The sequence below is a fragment of the Lactobacillus sp. ESL0684 genome (genome assembly GCF_029392675.1).
Classification (GTDB): Bacteria; Bacillota; Bacilli; order Lactobacillales; family Lactobacillaceae; genus Lactobacillus.
The window spans coordinates 773,880-792,632 of sequence record NZ_CP113941.1; the positions used below are offsets into that span (position 1 = coordinate 773,880).

Consider the following 18,753-nt stretch of genomic DNA (forward strand, 5'->3'; position numbering starts at 1 on the left):
TTGATCTTAAAAAAACTTGGGATTAAGTTCTCAAGTTTTTTTGCTAGGCAAAAATACCGACTGTAATTTTTCATTTTATAACTAAAAAACTGGTATAATCAAGACAGAGTAAGGAGGCAGATTAATGGTTAGTACTAAATTCACGACACAATTAAAGACTAAGTATGGGATTGAATTTAACAATCCTAAGTTATTAGAGGAAGCATTCACGCATTCCTCATATGTCAATGAGCATCCTCATCAGCATTTGCGTAATTATGAAAAGTTAGAATTTTTAGGTGATGCGGTGCTCGAGTTTACTATTTCGGATTATTTATATCGTCATTTTGCTAATTTAAATGAAGGTGAATTAACCCGAATGCGGTCCAATATCGTTGATACTGAAGGCTTTTCAGAATTTGCAGAGAAGTTTGATTTTTCTAGTGAAATTCAATTAGGCAATGGTGAAGAAAAGGCGGGTGCACGCTCGCGTAAGACATTATTAGAAGATGTCTTTGAAGCTTTTAACGGAGCTGTGTTTTTAGATCAAGGTTTAGAAGCGGTCGAGCGTTTTTTGCAAGCGACTGTTTATCCACTGATTGATGCTGGTCAATTTAGTGCCTCACGTGATTATAAAACTGATTTGCAAGAATTATTGCAGCAAGATGGTCCGGTGAAGATTGAGTATCAAGTATTAGAAGAATCGCAGTTGCCATCACATTTCTTGGTACAATTACAAGTTAATGATCAAGTGCTGTCGCAAGGCGAAGGTCATAATAAAAAGGCAGCTGAGCAAGAAGCTGCTAAAACTGCTTTGGCTAAGCTAGACTAGGAGACTAATGTGCCATTAACTGAACTTATTATTGATGGATTTAAATCTTTTGCACAAAAAACTAAGATTGAATTTGATCATGGAATTACAGGGATAGTTGGTCCTAATGGTAGTGGTAAGAGTAACATTACCGAAGCAATCCGCTGGGTAATGGGTGAGTCCAGTGCTAAATCGTTGCGTGGCTCGAACATGAAGGATGTTATCTTTGCCGGAAGTGATTTTCGTAAGGCTGCTAGTCATGCGGAAGTTACCATTGTTTTTGATAATCACAAGCGCGAATTGGATTTTAATGCGGATGAGGTCAGTGTAACACGGCGAATTTTACGCTCTGGTGATAATGAATACTTCATTAACAAGCGTTCGGTGCGTCAACGTGATGTACGGACCTTGTTTATGGATTCGGGTATTTCTCAAGATAGTTTAGCAATTATTTCCCAGGGACGCGTAGATCAAATTTTAAATTCAAGACCGCAGGATCGCCGAGTACTATTTGAAGAAGCTGCAGGAGTACTGCATTTTAAAAAGCAAAAAGAAGCTGCGAGTCTGCAACTTGAACAAACAACGGATAATTTAATCCGAATTAATGATTTGGTTAAAGAATTAGAACAGCGAATTGAGCCATTACATGAACAAAGCTCGCTTGCTAAAGAATATCAATTTCAGAAAGCAGGTCTAGATCAAGATTTGAAATCTTTATTGGCCTTTGAAATTGAGGATTTAGCTAAACAAAAGGAGCAGACCCAGACTAAAGCTGATCAAAATCAAGTTCTTTTGTCAAAGCTTGACCGTGAAGTAAAAGAATCACAACAAGCAGTCGCGACTAAGCGTGATGAGTACCAACAAATAAGGAAGCAACGTGAGCAAACTCAGGCTGAATTGCTGGCTTTGACAAAGAAACTATCTGATTTGAATACTGACTTACAGGTTGCTGGGCAAAGTCAACAGTATAGTGCTGCAACTAAAAAAGAGTACCAAGCTGAATTAGCTGATTTAAAAAAACAAGCTGAAACACTAACTAAGGATTGCGAACTGCTTAAGCAGCAACATGCACAGTTAACTAAGCAGCAGCAGCAATTACAAGTTAAAAGACAAGAATTAACTACTAAGCTTGATGAAGATCCGGACCAATTAAATCAAAAATTAGAAGACTTACGCAATGATTATATTCAGTTATTGCAGGATCAAACTTCTAATAATAATGAAATTGTTTATTTGAATTCTGAATTGAAGCGGACTCGTGATGATCACAGCTACCAAAATAATGATGTTACTAAGCAATTACAGGTAGCTACCGCTGAATTAGAGGATTTGCGTCAGCAAGGCAAAAAGTTAACTAAAAAAAGGCAGACAGCAACTGCTAGTGTGCAGACTTTAACTGAGCAAAAAGAGCAACAGCAAGAACAATTGACTAATTTACGTCAACTAGTTAATGATAATAGTCAGCATTTGAATCAGCTAAAAGCACGTTATGAAGCGCTGGCGAATATTCAGCAGCGCCATGAGGGCTACTATTATGGTGTTAAGAACGTCTTAAATAATTTAGCTAATTATCCGGGAATTATTGGGGTAATTGGTGAATTGATTTCATTTCCAAGCGATCTGGAAGCAGCGATTTCTACTGCTTTAGGTTCTGGAGTGCAGGATCTAGTTGCAGTTAATCGGACTAGTGCCCGTGATGCCATTAATCAGCTTAAACGAAGTCATGCTGGTCGGGCGACGTTTTTGCCGCTGGACGCATTAAGGCAATATGCAATTCCGCAGTCTACGGTGCGCATTTTGCAATCATTTGCTGGTTTTCAAGGAATTGCAAGTGAATTAGTAAAAAGTACTACAGATGAGGATATTAGTGCGGCAATTAATTATTTGTTAGGTAGTACGATTATTGTTGATGATATCGATCATGCTTTGAAAATAGCTAAGCGAGTTGGACGTTACCGAATTGTTACTCTTGATGGGGATGTAATTTCACCAGGTGGGTCAATGAGCGGCGGACAACGTGCCCATAAGAATAACTCACCATTACAGACAACGGCGGAACTAACCAAACTTAAGCAACAAATTAAGCAATTGCAAGGTCAACTCCATCAGGATCAAGCTCAATTCGACGAGTTGCTGGAAGTTGATGCAGATCTAGATAAACAGTTGACTGATAATCAGGAAAAGCTGCAGCACATTAATCGTGATTTAGGTGAGGCAACCTTATCTTTTCAAAATCAGTCTAAGGAAGTAAATCGTCTTAAGGAAGCCAATCAGCTATTTGAATCGCGTGAACAGGAAAAAACTAAGCAAATTGCGGAGTTAAATCAAAAAATAGAGTCAGCAAATGACCAAAAACAAGCATTGTTGCAGAAGATTACTGTGCAAAAACAGACAATTGCTGATATGCAAGAAAGAATAGCTAATTTTACGTCCCTTAATCAGCATGTACAGGAACAGCTAGCTGAACTTGATCCACAGCTAGCGGTTTTTACCAATAAGTTGGAAAATTTAGCAAGTCAGGAAAAGGGCAAAGAGCATGAGTTAACAACTGCTAAAACGCAAATTCAAACTTTGCAGGAAAAGTTATCTCAGTTATCTCAAGCTGGTGAATTAGATCAACACAAAAAAACGCAATTGCTTAGTCAGAGTGAGTTGAAAACTAAGCAAAAGACTGAGCTGGAGCAGAAGTTAAATCAGTTGAGCAGTGACCTAGGGCAAGCCGATGCACAGATTAATCAATTAGATCAGGTTGCTAGCCGTAATTATGATTTACGTAAAGATGCGGCTAGTGAGCAAGAAACTTTTTCAGTGCAGCTAGCGAAGTTGAGCGGTCAGATTGACCAGCGTTTAACTAGTTTACGTGAGGATTATGGTTTAACTTACGAAGCAGCATTGAAGCAAACTACTGGAGATAACGATGAACAGGCGCGACAAGAATTACAAAAAAGTGTTAAATTGCACCGAATGTCACTAGAAGATATTGGACCTGTTAATTTGAAATCGATTGAAGAATATGAGAATGTTAAGCAGCGCTATGACTTCTTGTCTAATCAGCAGAGTGATTTATTAAAAGCACGTGATAACCTTCATGAATCGATGACCGAATTGGATCAAGAAGTTAGCAGCAGATTTAGTAAAACTTTTAAGCAGGTAGCCTATAGCTTTAAATCGCTTTTTCCAGTGGTTTTTGGTGGTGGTAATGCTAAATTAGTCTTGACTGATCCCAATGATTTACTAGCGACTGGAATTGAAATTGTGGCGCAGCCACCGGGTAAAAAACAGCAACGCTTGAGTCTACTTTCTGGTGGTGAGCGGGCATTGACAGCAATTACTTTGTTGTTTGCGATGTTACAAGTTAAACCTGTGCCATTTTGTGTGCTAGATGAGGTTGAGGCGGCGCTTGATGATGCCAATGTCACCCGATTTGCCCAATTTTTGGAAAAGTATGACTTGCATACCCAATTCATTGTTATCACTCACCGCCGAGGTACGATGGAGAAAGCCGATCAATTATATGGTGTAGTAATGCAAGAATCTGGTGTTTCTCAGGTATTATCAGTTTCGCTAAAAGAATTAAAAAGTAAGGAGAATTAAGATTGGGTTTATTTGATAAAATAAAAAAGTCATTATTTGGTAAACAAGAAGACGAGCAAAAAGAGACTGAAGCTGATAACCAAGATAAAACACAAGAATCAGCACAAGAAGACCAGGCTACTAAAGCTGCTAGTCAGCAGCCTGAATCAGAAGAAGTTGCTAATGAACCGAATGAACCTGCTGAACAGACAGATGAGGACAAACAGTCAGAAAATTTTGCAACTACAACTGAAAAAGTTGGTACGGATAAGCCGATTGCGGAATCAGAATCTGAGAAGCAAACGCAATTATATGAAAAGGGCTTAGAGAAAACTAATAAGGGCTTTGGAGCTAGGCTGAATCAATTTTTCGCACAGTTCAGATCTGTTGATGAAGACTTTTTTGATGACTTAGAAGAATTGTTGATTGAATCAGATGTTGGCTATGAAACGGCTGAAGAGTTAACAACCCAATTACGGGATGAAGCTAAGTTGCAAAAAGCCAAATCGCGTGATGAACTCAAGCAAGTGATTGTTGAGAAGTTAGTTGACTTGTACGATCAAAATGCAGACGCAGACAGTGAAAAGTTGGCATTCCATGCTGATGACCAGCCAAATATTTATTTATTTGTAGGTGTTAATGGTGCAGGGAAGACAACTACCATTGGAAAATTGGCCAAGCGGTATCATGATCAAGGTAAGAAGGTAATCATGGCCGCAGCTGATACTTTTAGAGCTGGTGCGGTTGAACAGTTAGTTGAGTGGGGTAAGCGGGTTGATGTCCCAGTTGTAACGGGTAAAGAGCAGGCCGATCCGGCTTCCGTGGTTTTTGATGCCACTAAACAAGCGATAAGTGAACACGCGGACTATTTGCTAGTTGATACTGCAGGCCGTCTGCAAAATAAAAAGAATTTAATGGCCGAACTAGAAAAAATTGAGCGTACCATTAAAAAATTGGCGCCAGATGAACCTACAGAAACTTTGTTGGTCTTGGATGGTTCAACTGGTCAAAACGCATTGTTGCAAGCTAAAGACTTTGATAAAACTACTAAATTAACTGGCCTGGTTTTGACTAAATTAGATGGTTCTTCTAAAGGTGGCGTCGTCTTAGCAATTCGCAATGAAATGAAGTTGCCAGTAAAATTAGTGGGTCTAGGAGAGGCTGCTGAAGACCTAGCTGACTTTGACGCTGCTAATTATGCTGTTGGTTTGTTTCATGATTTAATTTAATAAAGGAACAAAAATGAAAGAATATTCTGCTTGTACTACTATTTTAGTTGGTAAAAAGGCCTCAATTGATGGTTCAACAATGATTGCGCGTAATGATGATACATTTAGTCCGATTACGCCGCAAAAGTTCATTGTTAAACCTGCTGTTAAGAATGAAAAGGGACGTAAGATTAAGTCTTGGTTGAATAAGTTTGAACTTGATCTACCCGAAAATGCGCAAGCTGTTTCAGCTGTGCCCAATGTTGATTATCAACATCTCGGCTATTATGACGAAAGTGGTATTAATCAAGAAAATGTTGCAATGTCCTGCACGGAATCAACCTATGGTAATGAGCGAGCTTTGGCCTTTGATCCATTGGTTAAAGATGGTTTGGATGAAGATTGTATGGAGTCGGTCGTGTTACCTTATATTCATTCGGCTATAGATGGCGTGGATTATTTGGGTAAATTGATTGCCAAATACGGGTCACCTGCTGGCAATTCAGTTCTATTTAGCGATCAAAATGAAATTTGGTACATGGAAATTGTGACCGGTCACCATTGGGTAGCGCAAAGAATTCCAGATGATGCCTATGCAATTGCGGCGAACCGCGTTTCGATTGCACAAGTTAATTTTACTGATCCAGCTAATTTTAAATGGAGTGAGGGAATCCGAGAATTTGTGGCCCAGCATCATTTGAATCCAGATTATGAAGGCTGGAACTTTCGGCATATTTTTGGCACTTATACTGAGCAAGATCGCCATTACAACACTTGCCGAGTTTGGTATGGACAAAAGTACTTCAATCCTGAAATTGAGCAGGATCCAACTGATGGTGATTTACCGTTTACGCGGCGTGCTACACGCAAGATTACGCCTGAAGATATTGAATTTGTGTTGGGAAGTCATTATCAAGACACACTTTATGATCCATTTGGCAAGGGAACTGAGGAAGAAAAGCATCGTTTTCGGCCAATTGGCTTAAATAGAACGCAGAATGCGCATATTTTACAAATTCGTAACGATGTTCCAGCTGATAAAGCAGCAATTATGTGGCTATGTATTGGTGGACCTACTTTTACACCATTTGTGCCATTTTTTGCTAATATGAACGATACCGATCCATCATATAATAATACTTCAATGGACTACAATTTAAGTGATGCATGGTGGTATTATAAATCAGTGGCAGCGCTAGTTGAGAGTCATTATGCACAATTTGTTCAACTTGATACGGATTATTTAAAAGATTTGAATCAATATTATCGCGCTAGAGTTGCTGAAGTGACTACAAATGCTGGTGAAAAAACTGGTGATGAATTAACGGAGTATTTGACTGACGCTAATCAAGCAACAGTAGCTCATACACGAGAAAAGTCTGAAAAGTTCTGGGGTCAAATGATGATTGATGCGATTAATATGTCTAAATTAACTTTTAATATGGATGCTAATCTATAATTAACAAGCAAAAAGGTGACTAGCTGTAATGCTAGTCACCTTTTTAGTTAAATGAACTATTTGGTGTTCATGGTCGAATGTTTTAGACCATAACAGAAATAGATGATTAGGCCAATAATAAACCAAATACCAGCATAGATTTTGGCTTGCTGATCTAATCCCAGAAAGACAATTAAGGATCCGAGAAAGGCCAAAAATGGTAAGACTGGATAAAAGGGCATTTTGAAACCCGGATTTGCGATGTCAACTCCCTCTCTAGGGCGCAGTCGGTAAATTCCTAAGGAAACAAACATGAAGGCAATCAATGTTCCAGCTGATACCAGTTGAGTCAAAAATGAAAATGGTAAAAACGCACTGATTAAAATAGCCACAATACTGATGGTCCACAATGCATTGTTAGGACGTTTGTCAGTATTTAGTTTGCCTAATTTTTTGGGCAACATGCCGTCACGACCAAAAGAGTAGACTAGCCTTGAACTTGACATACATAGACCGATTAAAGCTGTGAACATTCCAAAGACGGCGATAGTTTGAACGAGAGTTGCAATGGTCCCATGACCAATTGACCTTAGAGCTAAGCCAACAGGTTCAGCAGAATTTAGGTATTTTTGGTAAGGAACGTCACCGATTAACACCAAACTAACGGAAACAAATAAGATAACGGCTATTAGCAAGGAACCGACAATTCCACGCGGCATGGTTTTTTCTGGATTAACGGCTTCAGCAGAATTAGCAGCAATCGCATCGAATCCTAAATAAGAAACAAAAATCATTGAAATTCCAGCATAGATTCCTTGCCAGCCACCAAATGGACCGTGAGTAGTTTCTTTATATGGTGGAATAAACGGCGTAAAATTGGCTTTTTTAATTGCTGTTAAGCCAACTATCACAAATAAGAGAATGGCGATTACCTTTAGAATAACTAGTGCGTTTTCAACCCGTGAAGCCTCTGAAACACCGTGACTGATTAAAAGAGTAACCAATAAAATTGACACAATTGAGATAATGTCGACAACGCCCCCGTTAATTCCGAAAGGATTGGCTAGTTCGGCAGGGAGTTTCAATCCTAAGGGTGCTATTAATGCCCGAAAGTTAGCCGAAATTCCTGAGCCAATAAATGACATTGCAATAAAGTATTCAGCAAGCAATGCCCAACCAGCAATCCAGCCCCAGATTTCACCGAAGACAACGTTAATCCATGAATATGCAGACCCTGCAAACGGCATAGCAGCCGCCATTTCAGCATAGGCAAAGGCTACGACACCGGCTACGATGGCAGCTAAAATGCAGGCAATAGCTACAGCTGGTCCAGTATGCAAGGCGGCCACCTCTCCTGGTAAAGTGAAAATTGAGGTGGAAACGATTGTTCCAACTCCTAGCGCCAAAAAGTCTTTCACAGTCAATGAACGTACTAATTGACCATCTTTTTGTTCATAGACATGTGGATCTTCTTTGCGATTTATCTTTTGCCAAAAATTCAATTTGAATTCTCCTTTGTTAAATAGATACAACAGCCTATTATAAAGTATTTTATTGATAATAAAAGGCTAGAAGGTTTACTTATTCAAAAATGTAATTTTTATTTTATTTGTTAAATACTAATTTTTCAGATCGTCAATTGCTGGCTTTTTTGCTATACTGATTCAAGGTGAAAGTAATGGATGAACTCGATAAAAATGAATTTTTAGGTGATCTTTATGCCTATTATGGCCAACTACTAACTAAAGGACAGCAAGCTTATTTTGAAGACTATTATTATAATGATTTGTCTTTAGGTGAGATTGCGACTAATTATCATGTGTCACGCCAAGCTGTTTATGATAATTTGCGCCGTTGTCGCAAGTTGCTAAATAATTATGAAGCTAAACTGCATTTAAATAAAGATTATCAACAAATAGAACATAAGTTGACTGTCGCTGCTAGTGCGATTGAGCAGCAACAAGCTAAGCAAGCATTACAAGAAATTAACGAAATATTAAGTAAAATTAGAGGGGAATAATTCATGGCTTTTGAAAATTTGAGTGAAAGACTCCAAAAGGCATTACGCAATTTAACTGGTAAAGGGAAAATTTCTGAAGAAGATATTAATACTGCCAGTCGTGAAATTCGGTTAGCTTTATTAGAAGCTGATGTTAACTTTAAGGTTGTTAAAGATTTCATCAAAAAAATTAAGGAGCAGGCTCTTGGTAAAGAAGTTCAAGAGAGTCTGAATCCTGGTCAGCAGGTTATCAAAATTGTTAATGATGAATTAACTAAGATGATGGGCCAAAGTGCCGTTGGCTTGAATAAGTCCAAGCATATTCCAACAATTATTATGATGGTTGGACTGCAAGGGACTGGTAAGACGACTACTGTTGGCAAATTAGCAAAGCGGCTCATGGACCAAAAAAAGGCTAGACCACTATTAATTGCCGGCGATATTTATCGTCCAGCAGCCATTGAACAGTTGCAGCAGATTGGTCAGGATTTAGCTGTGCCAGTTTATAGTGAACAGGGTGAAAAAAATGTTGCGAAGATTGTGCAAAATGGGCTAGACCAAGCAACAGAAAATAAAAATGATTATGTAATTATCGATACTGCTGGTCGGCTTGAAATTGATGAACCACTGATGCAAGAGTTAGAACAGGTTAAAGAAGTTGCCAAGCCTGATAATATCTTGCTCGTAGTTGATGCAATGACTGGTCAGGCTGCAACAGATGTTGCTAAAGGCTTTGATAGTCGTTTAGATGTTACTGGAGTTATTCTAACTAAGCTTGATGGTGATACCCGTGGTGGTGCTGCGTTATCGATTAGAGCAGTAACTGGTAAGCCAATTATTTATACTGGTCAAGGTGAAAAGTTAACTGATCTTGAGCAATTCCATCCTGATCGTATGGCTTCAAGAATCCTAGGCATGGGCGACATGTTAACGCTGATTGAAAAAGCGCAGACTGACTATGATGCTAAAAAGGCCGAAGAAGTTGCAGAAAAAATGAAGGAAAATACCTTCGATTTCAACGACTTTATTGATCAATTAGATCAGGTTGAAAAGATGGGGCCACTTGACCAGGTCATGAAAATGATCCCAGGTATGGCTAATAATCCTCAACTTAAAGATATTAATATAGATAAAAAACAAATTTTGCATATTAAGGCGATTGTCTCTTCAATGACTGAAGCAGAACGAGAGGATCCAGAGTTACTCAATCCAAGTCGGCGTAGAAGAATTGCGGCAGGATCTGGTCGTCCAGTTATTGAAGTTAACCGCATGATTAAGCAGTTTAAGCAAGCTCGCGACATGATGAGTAAGGTAACTAAAGGCAATTTGAAAGGTTTAGATAATTTGCCAGGGATGGATTCCAAAATGGGCCGAATTGCCATGCACCATATGGGGAAGAAATTTAAGAAAAACAAGAAGAAGCGAATGAAGGTCAAACGTTATCATTCATAATTGCTGTTAAGTAAAAACACTTTACACCAGAAAAAATTAATGCTATATTAGTTATTGTAAAAATTTAGGAGGATAAATTTATGGCAGTAAAAATTCGGATGCGCCGCATGGGTGCCAAGAGAAGACCTTTCTACAGAATAGTAGTTGCAGATTCAAGAATGCCACGTGATGGTCGTGTGATTGAAGAAGTTGGTTACTACAATCCAGTTTCAAATCCTAAGGAATTGAAATTAGATGAAGACAAGATTTTTGATTGGCTACAAAAGGGTGCACAACCTTCAGACACTGTTAGATCACTTCTTTCAGGTGCTGGCTTGATGAAGAAGTTGCACGATTCAAAAAACAACAAATAATTGATTTGTTAGTAAAAGTTTGAAGTTGATTGCTTCAAACTTTTTTCATACTTAAATTTAGGAGTAGCAATGCAATTTTATGATGTAGCTAAAGTCCTGTCGACGCATGGCTTACAAGGCGAAGTAAAGGTAGCGCTGATTACAGACTTTCCGGAGTTGCGTTTTGCACAGGGCAGTAAGTTGGCTTTAAAAGACGATGAGACTCAAGTATTAACGGTTGAAAGTAGTCGGCCTTTTAAGCAATTTTGGTTGGTAAAATTTGTTGAAATTACTGAAATTTCGGCAGCTGAGGCTCTCAAGGGTCAAACTTTGGTTGTTAGCCAAGCAGATCAACATGAATTGCCAGCTGGCACTTACTATTATCGTGATATTCTAGGTTGTCAGGTTTTAGATAATCAGACTGGAGAACTGTTAGGAAGCATCACAGAAATTGAATCCCCAGGAGCCAACGATGTTTGGCAGGTAACTGAAGAATCAGGCAAGGAATACTTGATTCCATATATTGCTGACGTGGTAAAAAAAGTTGATGTTGCAAATAAACGCGTCTACGTAGAATTAATGGAGGGGTTGCGAGATGAAAATTAATGTCTTAACGCTCTTTCCTGATATGTTTACCCCTTTGCAGACTTCAATGCTAGGACGTGGCCTTGAAGATGGTAAGTGGGATTTGAACTTGATCAATTTTCGCGATTTTACCACTGATTTTCATCATCATGTCGACGATACACCATATGGTGGTGGTGCGGGGATGGTCTTGCAAATTATGCCGATCCAAAAGGCACTGGATTCACTAAAAAATAAGGGCAGGGTGATTATTACTGCTCCTCAGGGAAAAACGTTTACTCAGCAAACTGCACAATCTTGGTCTAAAGAAGAAACTTTAACGTTTATTTGTGGCCATTATGAAGGTTTTGATGAACGTATTTATCAGTTGGCTGATGAAGTAGTGTCAATTGGTGATTATGTGTTAACTGGTGGTGAATTGCCGACAATGAGCATGATTGATGCAACAGTTCGTCTGTTACCAGGGATTCTGGGCAATGCGGCTTCTCCAGTTGATGAGAGTTTTGCTCAAGGCTTACTAGAATATCCGCAGTATACCCGACCAGAAGAATTTAATGGCATGAAAGTACCAAGCGTGCTGACTTCTGGTAATCATCAAAAAATTGATCGTTGGCGCCGCAAAGAGGCTTTGCGTGCCACTTATTTGCGACGACCAGACATGCTAGCGAATTATCAGCTAAATAAGGAAGAAACAACAATGCTTGCAGAAATTAAAGAAGAGGAAACGAATTAGTTAAAAATTTGATTATTTACGGATAGTTGATGTTCTTGATTTACTTTAGTTAATTTGCTAAAATATTTAAAGTGTGATTTTCATCGCACAATGAATAAGGGGTGTTCCGCTGGTGCAGGTTGCGCTAATGAACACCGCAGAAGGAGAAGCTATAATGAATCCATTAATTCAAGAGTTGACTAAAGATCAAATTCGTGATGACATTCCTGATTTTCGTGCAGGTGATACTGTTAGAGTTCACGTGCGTGTTCTTGAAGGTACCCATGAACGTATTCAGTTGTTTGAGGGAGTAGTAATCAAGCGTAAGGGTGCAGGAATTGCTGCAACTTATACAGTACGTAAGATTGCTTCTGGTGTTGGTGTTGAACGTACCTTCCCGGTAAACGACCCACGAGTAGCCAAGGTTGAAGTCGTACGTCACGGTCGTGTACGTCGTGCCAAGCTATACTACTTGCGTGATCGTCATGGTAAATCTGCTAGAATTGCAGAAAGACGTCGTTAATTCGAAGTATGAAAAAGAATCATCCGTAAGCGGATGGTTCTTTTTTTGTGGTTTATGGTAAACTTATTGGCAATACAAAATTATATGAGGTCAATAATATGGATAAACTTTTTTTACTAGATTTTGATGCTAGTCAGAGTGCAATTCTTGAACCGGATCACGAAGTGGCAGAACAAAATTACCAGTTTCCTGCTAAATTACTATTCGCTTTTATTACTAATGAAGCAATTGCGCAATTTTTAAATAATTATTCGCATCAAAAAATCGGACATTTTGACTGTTTTGAAGGGGAAACTCCAATTTATGAAGTGCAACTTGAGAATGAAAAAGTTACCTTTTGTCAGGCAAAGATTGGTGCGTCGGCGGCTGTAGAACTGCTTGACTGGCTAATTAGTTACGGTGTCAAGCAAGTTTTGGCAATTGGTTCAGCAGGAGCGTTAACTAATTTGCCCGAAAACTATTTTATGGTGCCAGTTAAAGCCATTAGAGATGAGGGAACTTCTTTTCACTATCAACCAGCAGCTAACATGATTGATTTGCGCTCCAAGTATTTAACGCGAGTTGAACAATTAATGATTCAAAATGGTTTAAAAGTAAAAGAAGTCATAACTTGGACAACTGATGGTTTCTTTCGGGAAACTAAGGATAAAGTACAGCAAGTAAAAAAGCTTGGTGCGGCGTGCGTAGAAATGGAGTGCGCTGCATTAGCGGCTTGTGCACGCTTTCGAGAAGTTGATTTTGCACAAATCTTATTTACCGCTGATTCGCTAGCCAATCTTGAGCAACACGATGATCGTAATTGGGGACGAATGGCACATGGAAATTCGCTAACACTAGCAGCTAACATCTTACGTGAATTGTAAATTAAACCTTGTGAAAAATATGACTGTGAAACCTACGTGAAACGATAGCATAATTCACAAAATTAAATATTATTGTTGCTAAGCCGGCTTTTATCACAAAATAACATAGAAAAGTTTGTGAACTGCATAAGCTTAATAAATGTGGAAAGAAAAATTAACTGAGAACCCAATTAGTAATCAAGTTAAAGTTAATCAAGTTTATTATCTTAATATACTAAAAAATGACTAGAATATTTTTTTATTCTAGTCATTTTATGATGAAATCTAATTAATTTTGTTGCGATATAAGCCGACAACCTTACCGAGAATTTTAACCTTTGGCAAAATAATTGGCGCCATATTATCATTTTCTGGTTGCAAGCGGTAATGATCTTTTTCTTTATAAAATCGTTTGACTGTTGCTTCTTCATCTTCAGTCATTGCGACGACAATTTCACCATTAATGGCAGTACTTTGTTTACGAACAATGATATTGTCGCCGTCTAATATACCAACATTAATCATACTTTCGCCTTTGACCCTAAGCATGAATAAATCGCCAGCATCACTTTCTAAATCGGGCGGCAAAGGAAAGTAATCATCGATGGTTTCGACCGCTAGAATTGGTTGCCCAGCAGTCACTTCACCAACAACTGGAATTTCAGTTGGCTTAATGCCCAATTTTTCTTTCCCTAAGGTCGTAACTTCAAGGGTTCGCGGTTTACTAGCATCCTTAGTAATTAAGCCCTTTTGTTCAAGATGAGATAGGTGAGCATGAACCGTTGAGGTTGAAGAAAGGCTCATTGCTGCGCAAATTTCACGCACTGTTGGGGCAAAACCGCGATCCTGAATGGTTTGATAAATATACTGTAAGATTTCTAGTTGGCGGTAATCTTTGTACCTGCGATCATGTTGATGGTCCGTTTCGTTTGCGTTTGGCATTTGTTAACCTCCAATATCTAAATGGAACATTTACTAAATTTATTTTAACAAAAAAAGAATGCTAGCACAAACGAATGTTCTGAGTGTTTTACCTTTTTTTCTGTAAGTAAATACGGTAGACTTTTTAAGAAAGGATGCGATTAAGATGACTAAGCAAAACGAACAGGCAATAACTGCACGTATCAACGAATTATATCATAAGAAAAAGACTCAAGGATTGACTCAAGCAGAAGAGCAGGAACGCCAAAGTTTACACCAGCAATTTATTAAAAACTTTCGGGCAGGATTTAAGCAAGAAGTTGAAGATTTGGTTATCGTCGATAAAGATGGTCATGAAGTTACTTCTGAGAAGGCGAAAAAAGCGCAACGGGCAAAAGGTTTAAGAAAAGATTAATTTTGTCTTTAACTTTGCACAGAGTTTAGGTAGAATAGAGATATTGAGAAAAATTGAGGTGTATATTTTTATGAATTTGGCATTAGCAATCGTATTAATTATCGTTGCCTTATTAGTAGGACTAATTGGTGGCTTTTATGGTGCGCGATCATATATGAAGAAGTATTTTAAAGATAATCCGCCAATCAGTGAGGACATGATTGTTGCTATGATGTCGCAAATGGGACAAAAACCTTCAGCTAAGAAGGTTAACCAGGTGATGAACATGATGAAGCATCAAAACAACTAAACTTGCTGGATGTGGGCAAAAGACGGGGGTTATCTCCGTCTTTTTTATTTAGAATTTTGGGATAAAAATGGGTATATTTTTTAAATTAGGTTGGTTTTTTAAGAAGGAAAAAAGGCGCTACATAGTCGGGATTACTTTTTTGGCTTTGACGTCTGTGGCCAATTTAGTACCGCCCCGTATTTTAGGATTGATGTCTGATCAATTGAATCGAGGCTTTATTACTTGGTCAAAATATGCAGGATTGATTTTGGCAATTATTGTCGCATCAATTTTGTTATATGTTTTCCGCTATTTTTGGCGTAAGCAAATTTGGGGCGGCGCAGCAGAGCTTGAACGCCAATTACGGTCAAAATTATTCCAGCACTTTATGGTGATGGATCGCACTTTTTACCAACGTCATCGCACAGGTGATTTAATGGCGCATGCTACTAATGATGTTTCGGCAGTTCAAGATGTAGCTGGTGAAGGCGTTTTAACTTTGGTAGATTCGCTGATCATGGGATTGTCGACAATAGTAGCAATGGTCGTATTTGTTGATTGGCGCTTGACGTTAGTAGCGATCTTGCCACTACCATTTTTGGCTTGGGGCGCTTGGAAATTAGGGCTTCATCTGCATGATGCGTTTGATGAATCACAGGCGGCTTTTTCATGGCTAAATAATAAGACTCAAGAGTCAGTTTCGGGAATGAAAGTACTTAAGACCTTTGGTCAGGGTAAGGAAGATACTGCCACATTTGGACAATTGGTTGACGATACTATCAAGATTAATAAAAAGGTTTTTAAGTGGGATTCATTGTTTGACCCTTTAGGTACAATTATTATCGGGCTAACTTACACCATTACGATTATTTATGGTGGTCTATTAGTAACCAATAAAGTTCTGTCAATCGGTCAATTGGTTTCCTTTATTGCTTACATTGGCAACATGGTTTGGCCAATGTTTGCGATTGGCTATCTATTTAACATTTTAGAACGTGGCAGTGCTAGTTATGATCGCATAGAAAAGTTACTGGATGAGCAGCCGCAAATTACGGATCAACATGCCGACCAGGATTTGGATGAAGTCGCCATTGCTGGTGACTTGAAATATCAAATTAAGACATTTGCCTATCCTGATGAACCGCAATTGCCAGTACTACATGACATTGATTTCACACTAAAGACTGGACAAACTTTAGGTTTGGTTGGCAAGGTTGGAGCAGGTAAAACAACGATTATTCAGCTACTGCTGCGTGAATTTGATCAATATGATGGTCAAATCACTCTAAATGGTCATGATATTCGGCAAATTCCATTGAATACTTTATTAAGACAAATTGCTTATGTCCCACAAGATAATTACTTGTTTTCAACTAGTATTCAAAAGAATATTGCTTTTTCTCAAATTGATGCCGCAGATTCTGAAGTTACTTTGGCTGCCCAAAAAAGTGATTTGAATGAGGATATTTTGCAAATGCCGCATGGCTATCAAACCTTGGTCGGTGAAAATGGGATTTCCTTGTCTGGTGGGCAAAAGCAGCGCTTGGCAATTGCTAGGGCATTGCTTAAGCAGAGCCAAATCTTGGTATTGGATGATGCATTATCAGCAGTTGATGCTAGAACTGAACAAGCGATTTTGAAGTCCTTAAGTAAAGAACGACAGGGTAAAACGACATTAATTGCCACACACAGATTAACCTCGGTTATGAATGCCGATTTAATTTTGGTCTTAAAAGATGGCCAGATTATTGAGCGTGGCACCCATGAACAACTATTAGCTGCAGATGGTTGGTATGCAGAAATGTGGCGCAGACAGGAATTTGCGCAAAAGGTAGGTGATTAATTTGGATTCACAAAATAATAATGAATCAGTCTGGTCAAAAGAGATTCCAGTCAAAGAACAGCTTAGTATTTTTAAACGATTAGTTAAGTTTGTACTACATTTTAAGAATGAAATGATTATTGCGGGAATTGGTGCATTCTTAGTTAGTGTTATCAATATGCTGTTACCGTATGGCTTGCAATATTTCTTGGATAATTACCTGGTGAAGCTCAACGTTCCTACCCAAGTAATTTTATATGCCGGATTATTGTATGCAGTTGGAACTGTAGTTAAAGGCACTTTACAGTTTATTTATGAGTATTTTTTTGCTCTAGGTTCAGAAAAAACACTTGAGGGATTAAGAAAAGAACTGTATCAAAAATTGCATACCTTAGGAATGCGGTATTTCGATCAGACGCCAGCCGGCTCAATCGTGTCACGGGTGACCAATGATACGATGACATTAAGTAATTTCTTAACGGTTTTGTCGAGTGTGGTTATTTCATTTTTTTCAATTGTTTCGGCATTGGTAGCAATGTTTTCTACTAATCAAGTTGCAGCTTGGATAGTGCTTGCATTTTTACCAATTTTGCTAGTGGTTATTTGGCAATATTCTAAGCGAAGTTCCAAGTTGTATCGCAATTACCGTGAACGTCTTAGTCGGATTAATACTAATTTGAACGAATCAATCGAGGGGGTTTCCTTGATTCAACAGTTTAAGCAAGAAGAGCGGATGACCAATAATTTCGAGCATGAAAATGAAACCTTGCTTAAAACTAGATTTAGTATGATCAATCTCAATTCGTTTTTGCTATCGCCATTAACCAATTTGCTATATTCATTAGCAGTAGCTGCTACTTTGATGTACTTTGGCTTTCCAATGCGACAGACTTTTGTGCCTGCCGGAATTGTTTATGCATTTTCACAATATATTTCGCAATTTTTTAATCCGATTTCTAATATGATGGATCAAATGACCTTCTTTCAAGACGGGATAGTTGCTGGTAAGCGAATTTTTCGTATCCTGGATGATACTAATTATGAGCCCGAGCAAGATGCAGAAACAGGATTAACGATTACTGAAGGTAAAATAGAGTTTAGACACGTCAGTTTTTCTTATGATGGTGAAAATGAAATTTTGCATGATATTTCCTTTACGGTTAATCCAGGACAAACTCTGGGAATAGTTGGTCATACTGGTTCTGGTAAAAGCTCAATTATCAACGTGATGATGCGTTTTTATGATTTTCATGAAGGAGAAATTCTGATTGATGATGTAGATATTAAAAAATATCCTAAAGAGGAACTGCGGCGCAAGTTGGGACTGGTATTGCAAGATCCATTTATGTTTTATGGTGATATTAATTCTAATATCAGATTATATAATCAACAAATTACTGATGAGCATATTGTCGCCGCGGCAAAAACTGTACAAGCTGATGATTTCATTGAAAAACTACCAGGAAAATATGAGGCCAAGGTTGGTGAAGGCGGTAGTGAATTTAGCCAAGGGCAGCGGCAGTTAATCTCTTTTGCACGGACACTAGTAACGGATCCCAAAATTTTGGTTTTAGATGAAGCAACAGCTAATGTCGATACTGAAACTGAAACGCTAATTCAGCAAGGCTTAGCACGTTTGCGTCAAGGCAGAACCACTTTAGCGATTGCACACCGCTTGTCGACGATCGTTGATGCCGATCAAATTATTGTTTTAGATGGTGGTCGAATTATTGAACGCGGCAATCATGAAGAATTGCTTAAACAAAAGGGATACTATTATAATCTGTATAATATGCAAAATAGTGGTAAATAAGTAAGTAAACACAAGTTATGGTTAAACTTGTGTTTTTGTTTCTTAAAAATCTTGACAGCG

At 38.4% G+C, this 18,753-nt stretch carries 17 protein-coding genes; 15 read left to right on the forward strand and 2 right to left on the reverse strand.

What is annotated here, in order from left to right; genetic code table 11:
* The first annotated feature begins 124 nt into the window (after positions 1-124).
* The 4 genes from rnc to OZX56_RS03675 are packed head-to-tail and all read left to right on the forward strand — an operon-like array spanning position 125 to position 7,030.
* Positions 125-811 carry a ribonuclease III gene (rnc, locus tag OZX56_RS03660; RefSeq protein ID WP_277140224.1) on the forward strand — a complete coding sequence of 229 codons (687 nt, stop codon included), beginning with the start codon at positions 125-127 and terminating at the stop codon, positions 809-811.
* A gap of 9 nt (positions 812-820) precedes the next feature.
* Positions 821-4,384, forward strand: a complete 3,564-nt coding sequence (gene smc / locus OZX56_RS03665; RefSeq protein ID WP_277140225.1) for a chromosome segregation protein SMC — start codon at positions 821-823, stop codon at positions 4,382-4,384.
* A 2-nt stretch (positions 4,385-4,386) separates the two neighbouring features.
* Complete coding sequence (gene ftsY, locus OZX56_RS03670) at positions 4,387-5,592, forward strand: signal recognition particle-docking protein FtsY (protein ID WP_277140226.1); 1,206 nt, start codon at positions 4,387-4,389, stop codon at positions 5,590-5,592.
* Between the two features lie 13 nt (positions 5,593-5,605).
* The gene (locus tag OZX56_RS03675) at positions 5,606-7,030 is read left to right on the forward strand and encodes a C69 family dipeptidase (RefSeq protein ID WP_277140227.1); all 1,425 of its coding nucleotides are present in this window, start codon (positions 5,606-5,608) and stop codon (positions 7,028-7,030) included.
* Between the two features lie 56 nt (positions 7,031-7,086).
* Here the strand turns inward: OZX56_RS03675 and OZX56_RS03680 are convergent, their stop codons facing one another.
* Positions 7,087-8,511 (reverse strand): amino acid permease, encoded by a 1,425-nt coding sequence (locus OZX56_RS03680; protein ID WP_277140228.1) that lies wholly within the window; start codon positions 8,509-8,511, stop codon positions 7,087-7,089.
* Between the two features lie 176 nt (positions 8,512-8,687).
* On the opposite strand from OZX56_RS03680, the gene ylxM reads away from it, so the two are divergent.
* The 7 genes from ylxM to OZX56_RS03715 all read left to right on the forward strand — a co-directional run bounded on the left by ylxM (position 8,688) and on the right by OZX56_RS03715 (position 13,475).
* Positions 8,688-9,029 (forward strand): YlxM family DNA-binding protein, encoded by a 342-nt coding sequence (ylxM, locus tag OZX56_RS03685; RefSeq protein WP_277126591.1) that lies wholly within the window; start codon positions 8,688-8,690, stop codon positions 9,027-9,029.
* A 3-nt stretch (positions 9,030-9,032) separates the two neighbouring features.
* Entirely contained in the window at positions 9,033-10,460 is a 1,428-nt protein-coding gene (gene ffh / locus OZX56_RS03690; RefSeq protein WP_277140229.1) for a signal recognition particle protein, read from the forward strand.
* 80 nt (positions 10,461-10,540) lie between these two features.
* Entirely contained in the window at positions 10,541-10,813 is a 273-nt protein-coding gene (gene rpsP / locus OZX56_RS03695) for a 30S ribosomal protein S16 (RefSeq protein WP_277140230.1), read from the forward strand.
* Positions 10,814-10,882: 69 nt separating this feature from the next.
* Positions 10,883-11,398, forward strand: a complete 516-nt coding sequence (gene rimM, locus OZX56_RS03700; RefSeq protein WP_277140231.1) for a ribosome maturation factor RimM — start codon at positions 10,883-10,885, stop codon at positions 11,396-11,398.
* On the forward strand, positions 11,388-12,110 hold the full coding sequence (trmD, locus tag OZX56_RS03705; protein ID WP_277140232.1) for a tRNA (guanosine(37)-N1)-methyltransferase TrmD: 723 nt from the start codon (positions 11,388-11,390) through the stop codon (positions 12,108-12,110). Before rimM ends, trmD begins: the two co-directional genes overlap by 11 nt.
* Positions 12,111-12,264: 154 nt before the next feature.
* On the forward strand, positions 12,265-12,612 hold the full coding sequence (gene rplS, locus OZX56_RS03710) for a 50S ribosomal protein L19 (RefSeq protein WP_277126586.1): 348 nt from the start codon (positions 12,265-12,267) through the stop codon (positions 12,610-12,612).
* A gap of 98 nt (positions 12,613-12,710) precedes the next feature.
* Positions 12,711-13,475, forward strand: a complete 765-nt coding sequence (locus OZX56_RS03715) for a nucleoside phosphorylase (RefSeq protein WP_277140233.1) — start codon at positions 12,711-12,713, stop codon at positions 13,473-13,475.
* A 264-nt stretch (positions 13,476-13,739) separates the two neighbouring features.
* Here the strand turns inward: OZX56_RS03715 and lexA are convergent, their stop codons facing one another.
* A complete protein-coding gene (gene lexA / locus OZX56_RS03720) occupies positions 13,740-14,396 on the reverse strand; it encodes a transcriptional repressor LexA (RefSeq protein WP_277126584.1) in 657 nt (218 codons plus the stop codon).
* Positions 14,397-14,541: 145 nt separating this feature from the next.
* Here lexA and OZX56_RS03725 point away from each other — a divergent pair, with 145 nt between their 5' ends.
* The 4 genes from OZX56_RS03725 (at position 14,542) to OZX56_RS03740 (ending at position 18,693) form a co-directional block, all read left to right on the forward strand.
* Complete coding sequence (locus OZX56_RS03725; RefSeq protein ID WP_277140234.1) at positions 14,542-14,790, forward strand: DUF896 domain-containing protein; 249 nt, start codon at positions 14,542-14,544, stop codon at positions 14,788-14,790.
* Positions 14,791-14,860: 70 nt separating this feature from the next.
* On the forward strand, positions 14,861-15,079 hold the full coding sequence (locus OZX56_RS03730) for a YneF family protein (RefSeq protein WP_277126582.1): 219 nt from the start codon (positions 14,861-14,863) through the stop codon (positions 15,077-15,079).
* Between the two features lie 67 nt (positions 15,080-15,146).
* Positions 15,147-16,901, forward strand: coding sequence for an ABC transporter transmembrane domain-containing protein (locus tag OZX56_RS03735; RefSeq protein WP_277140235.1), 1,755 nt, complete (start codon positions 15,147-15,149; stop codon positions 16,899-16,901).
* A 1-nt stretch (position 16,902) separates the two neighbouring features.
* A complete protein-coding gene (locus tag OZX56_RS03740; protein ID WP_277140236.1) occupies positions 16,903-18,693 on the forward strand; it encodes an ABC transporter ATP-binding protein in 1,791 nt (596 codons plus the stop codon).
* Positions 18,694-18,753 lie beyond the last annotated feature (60 nt).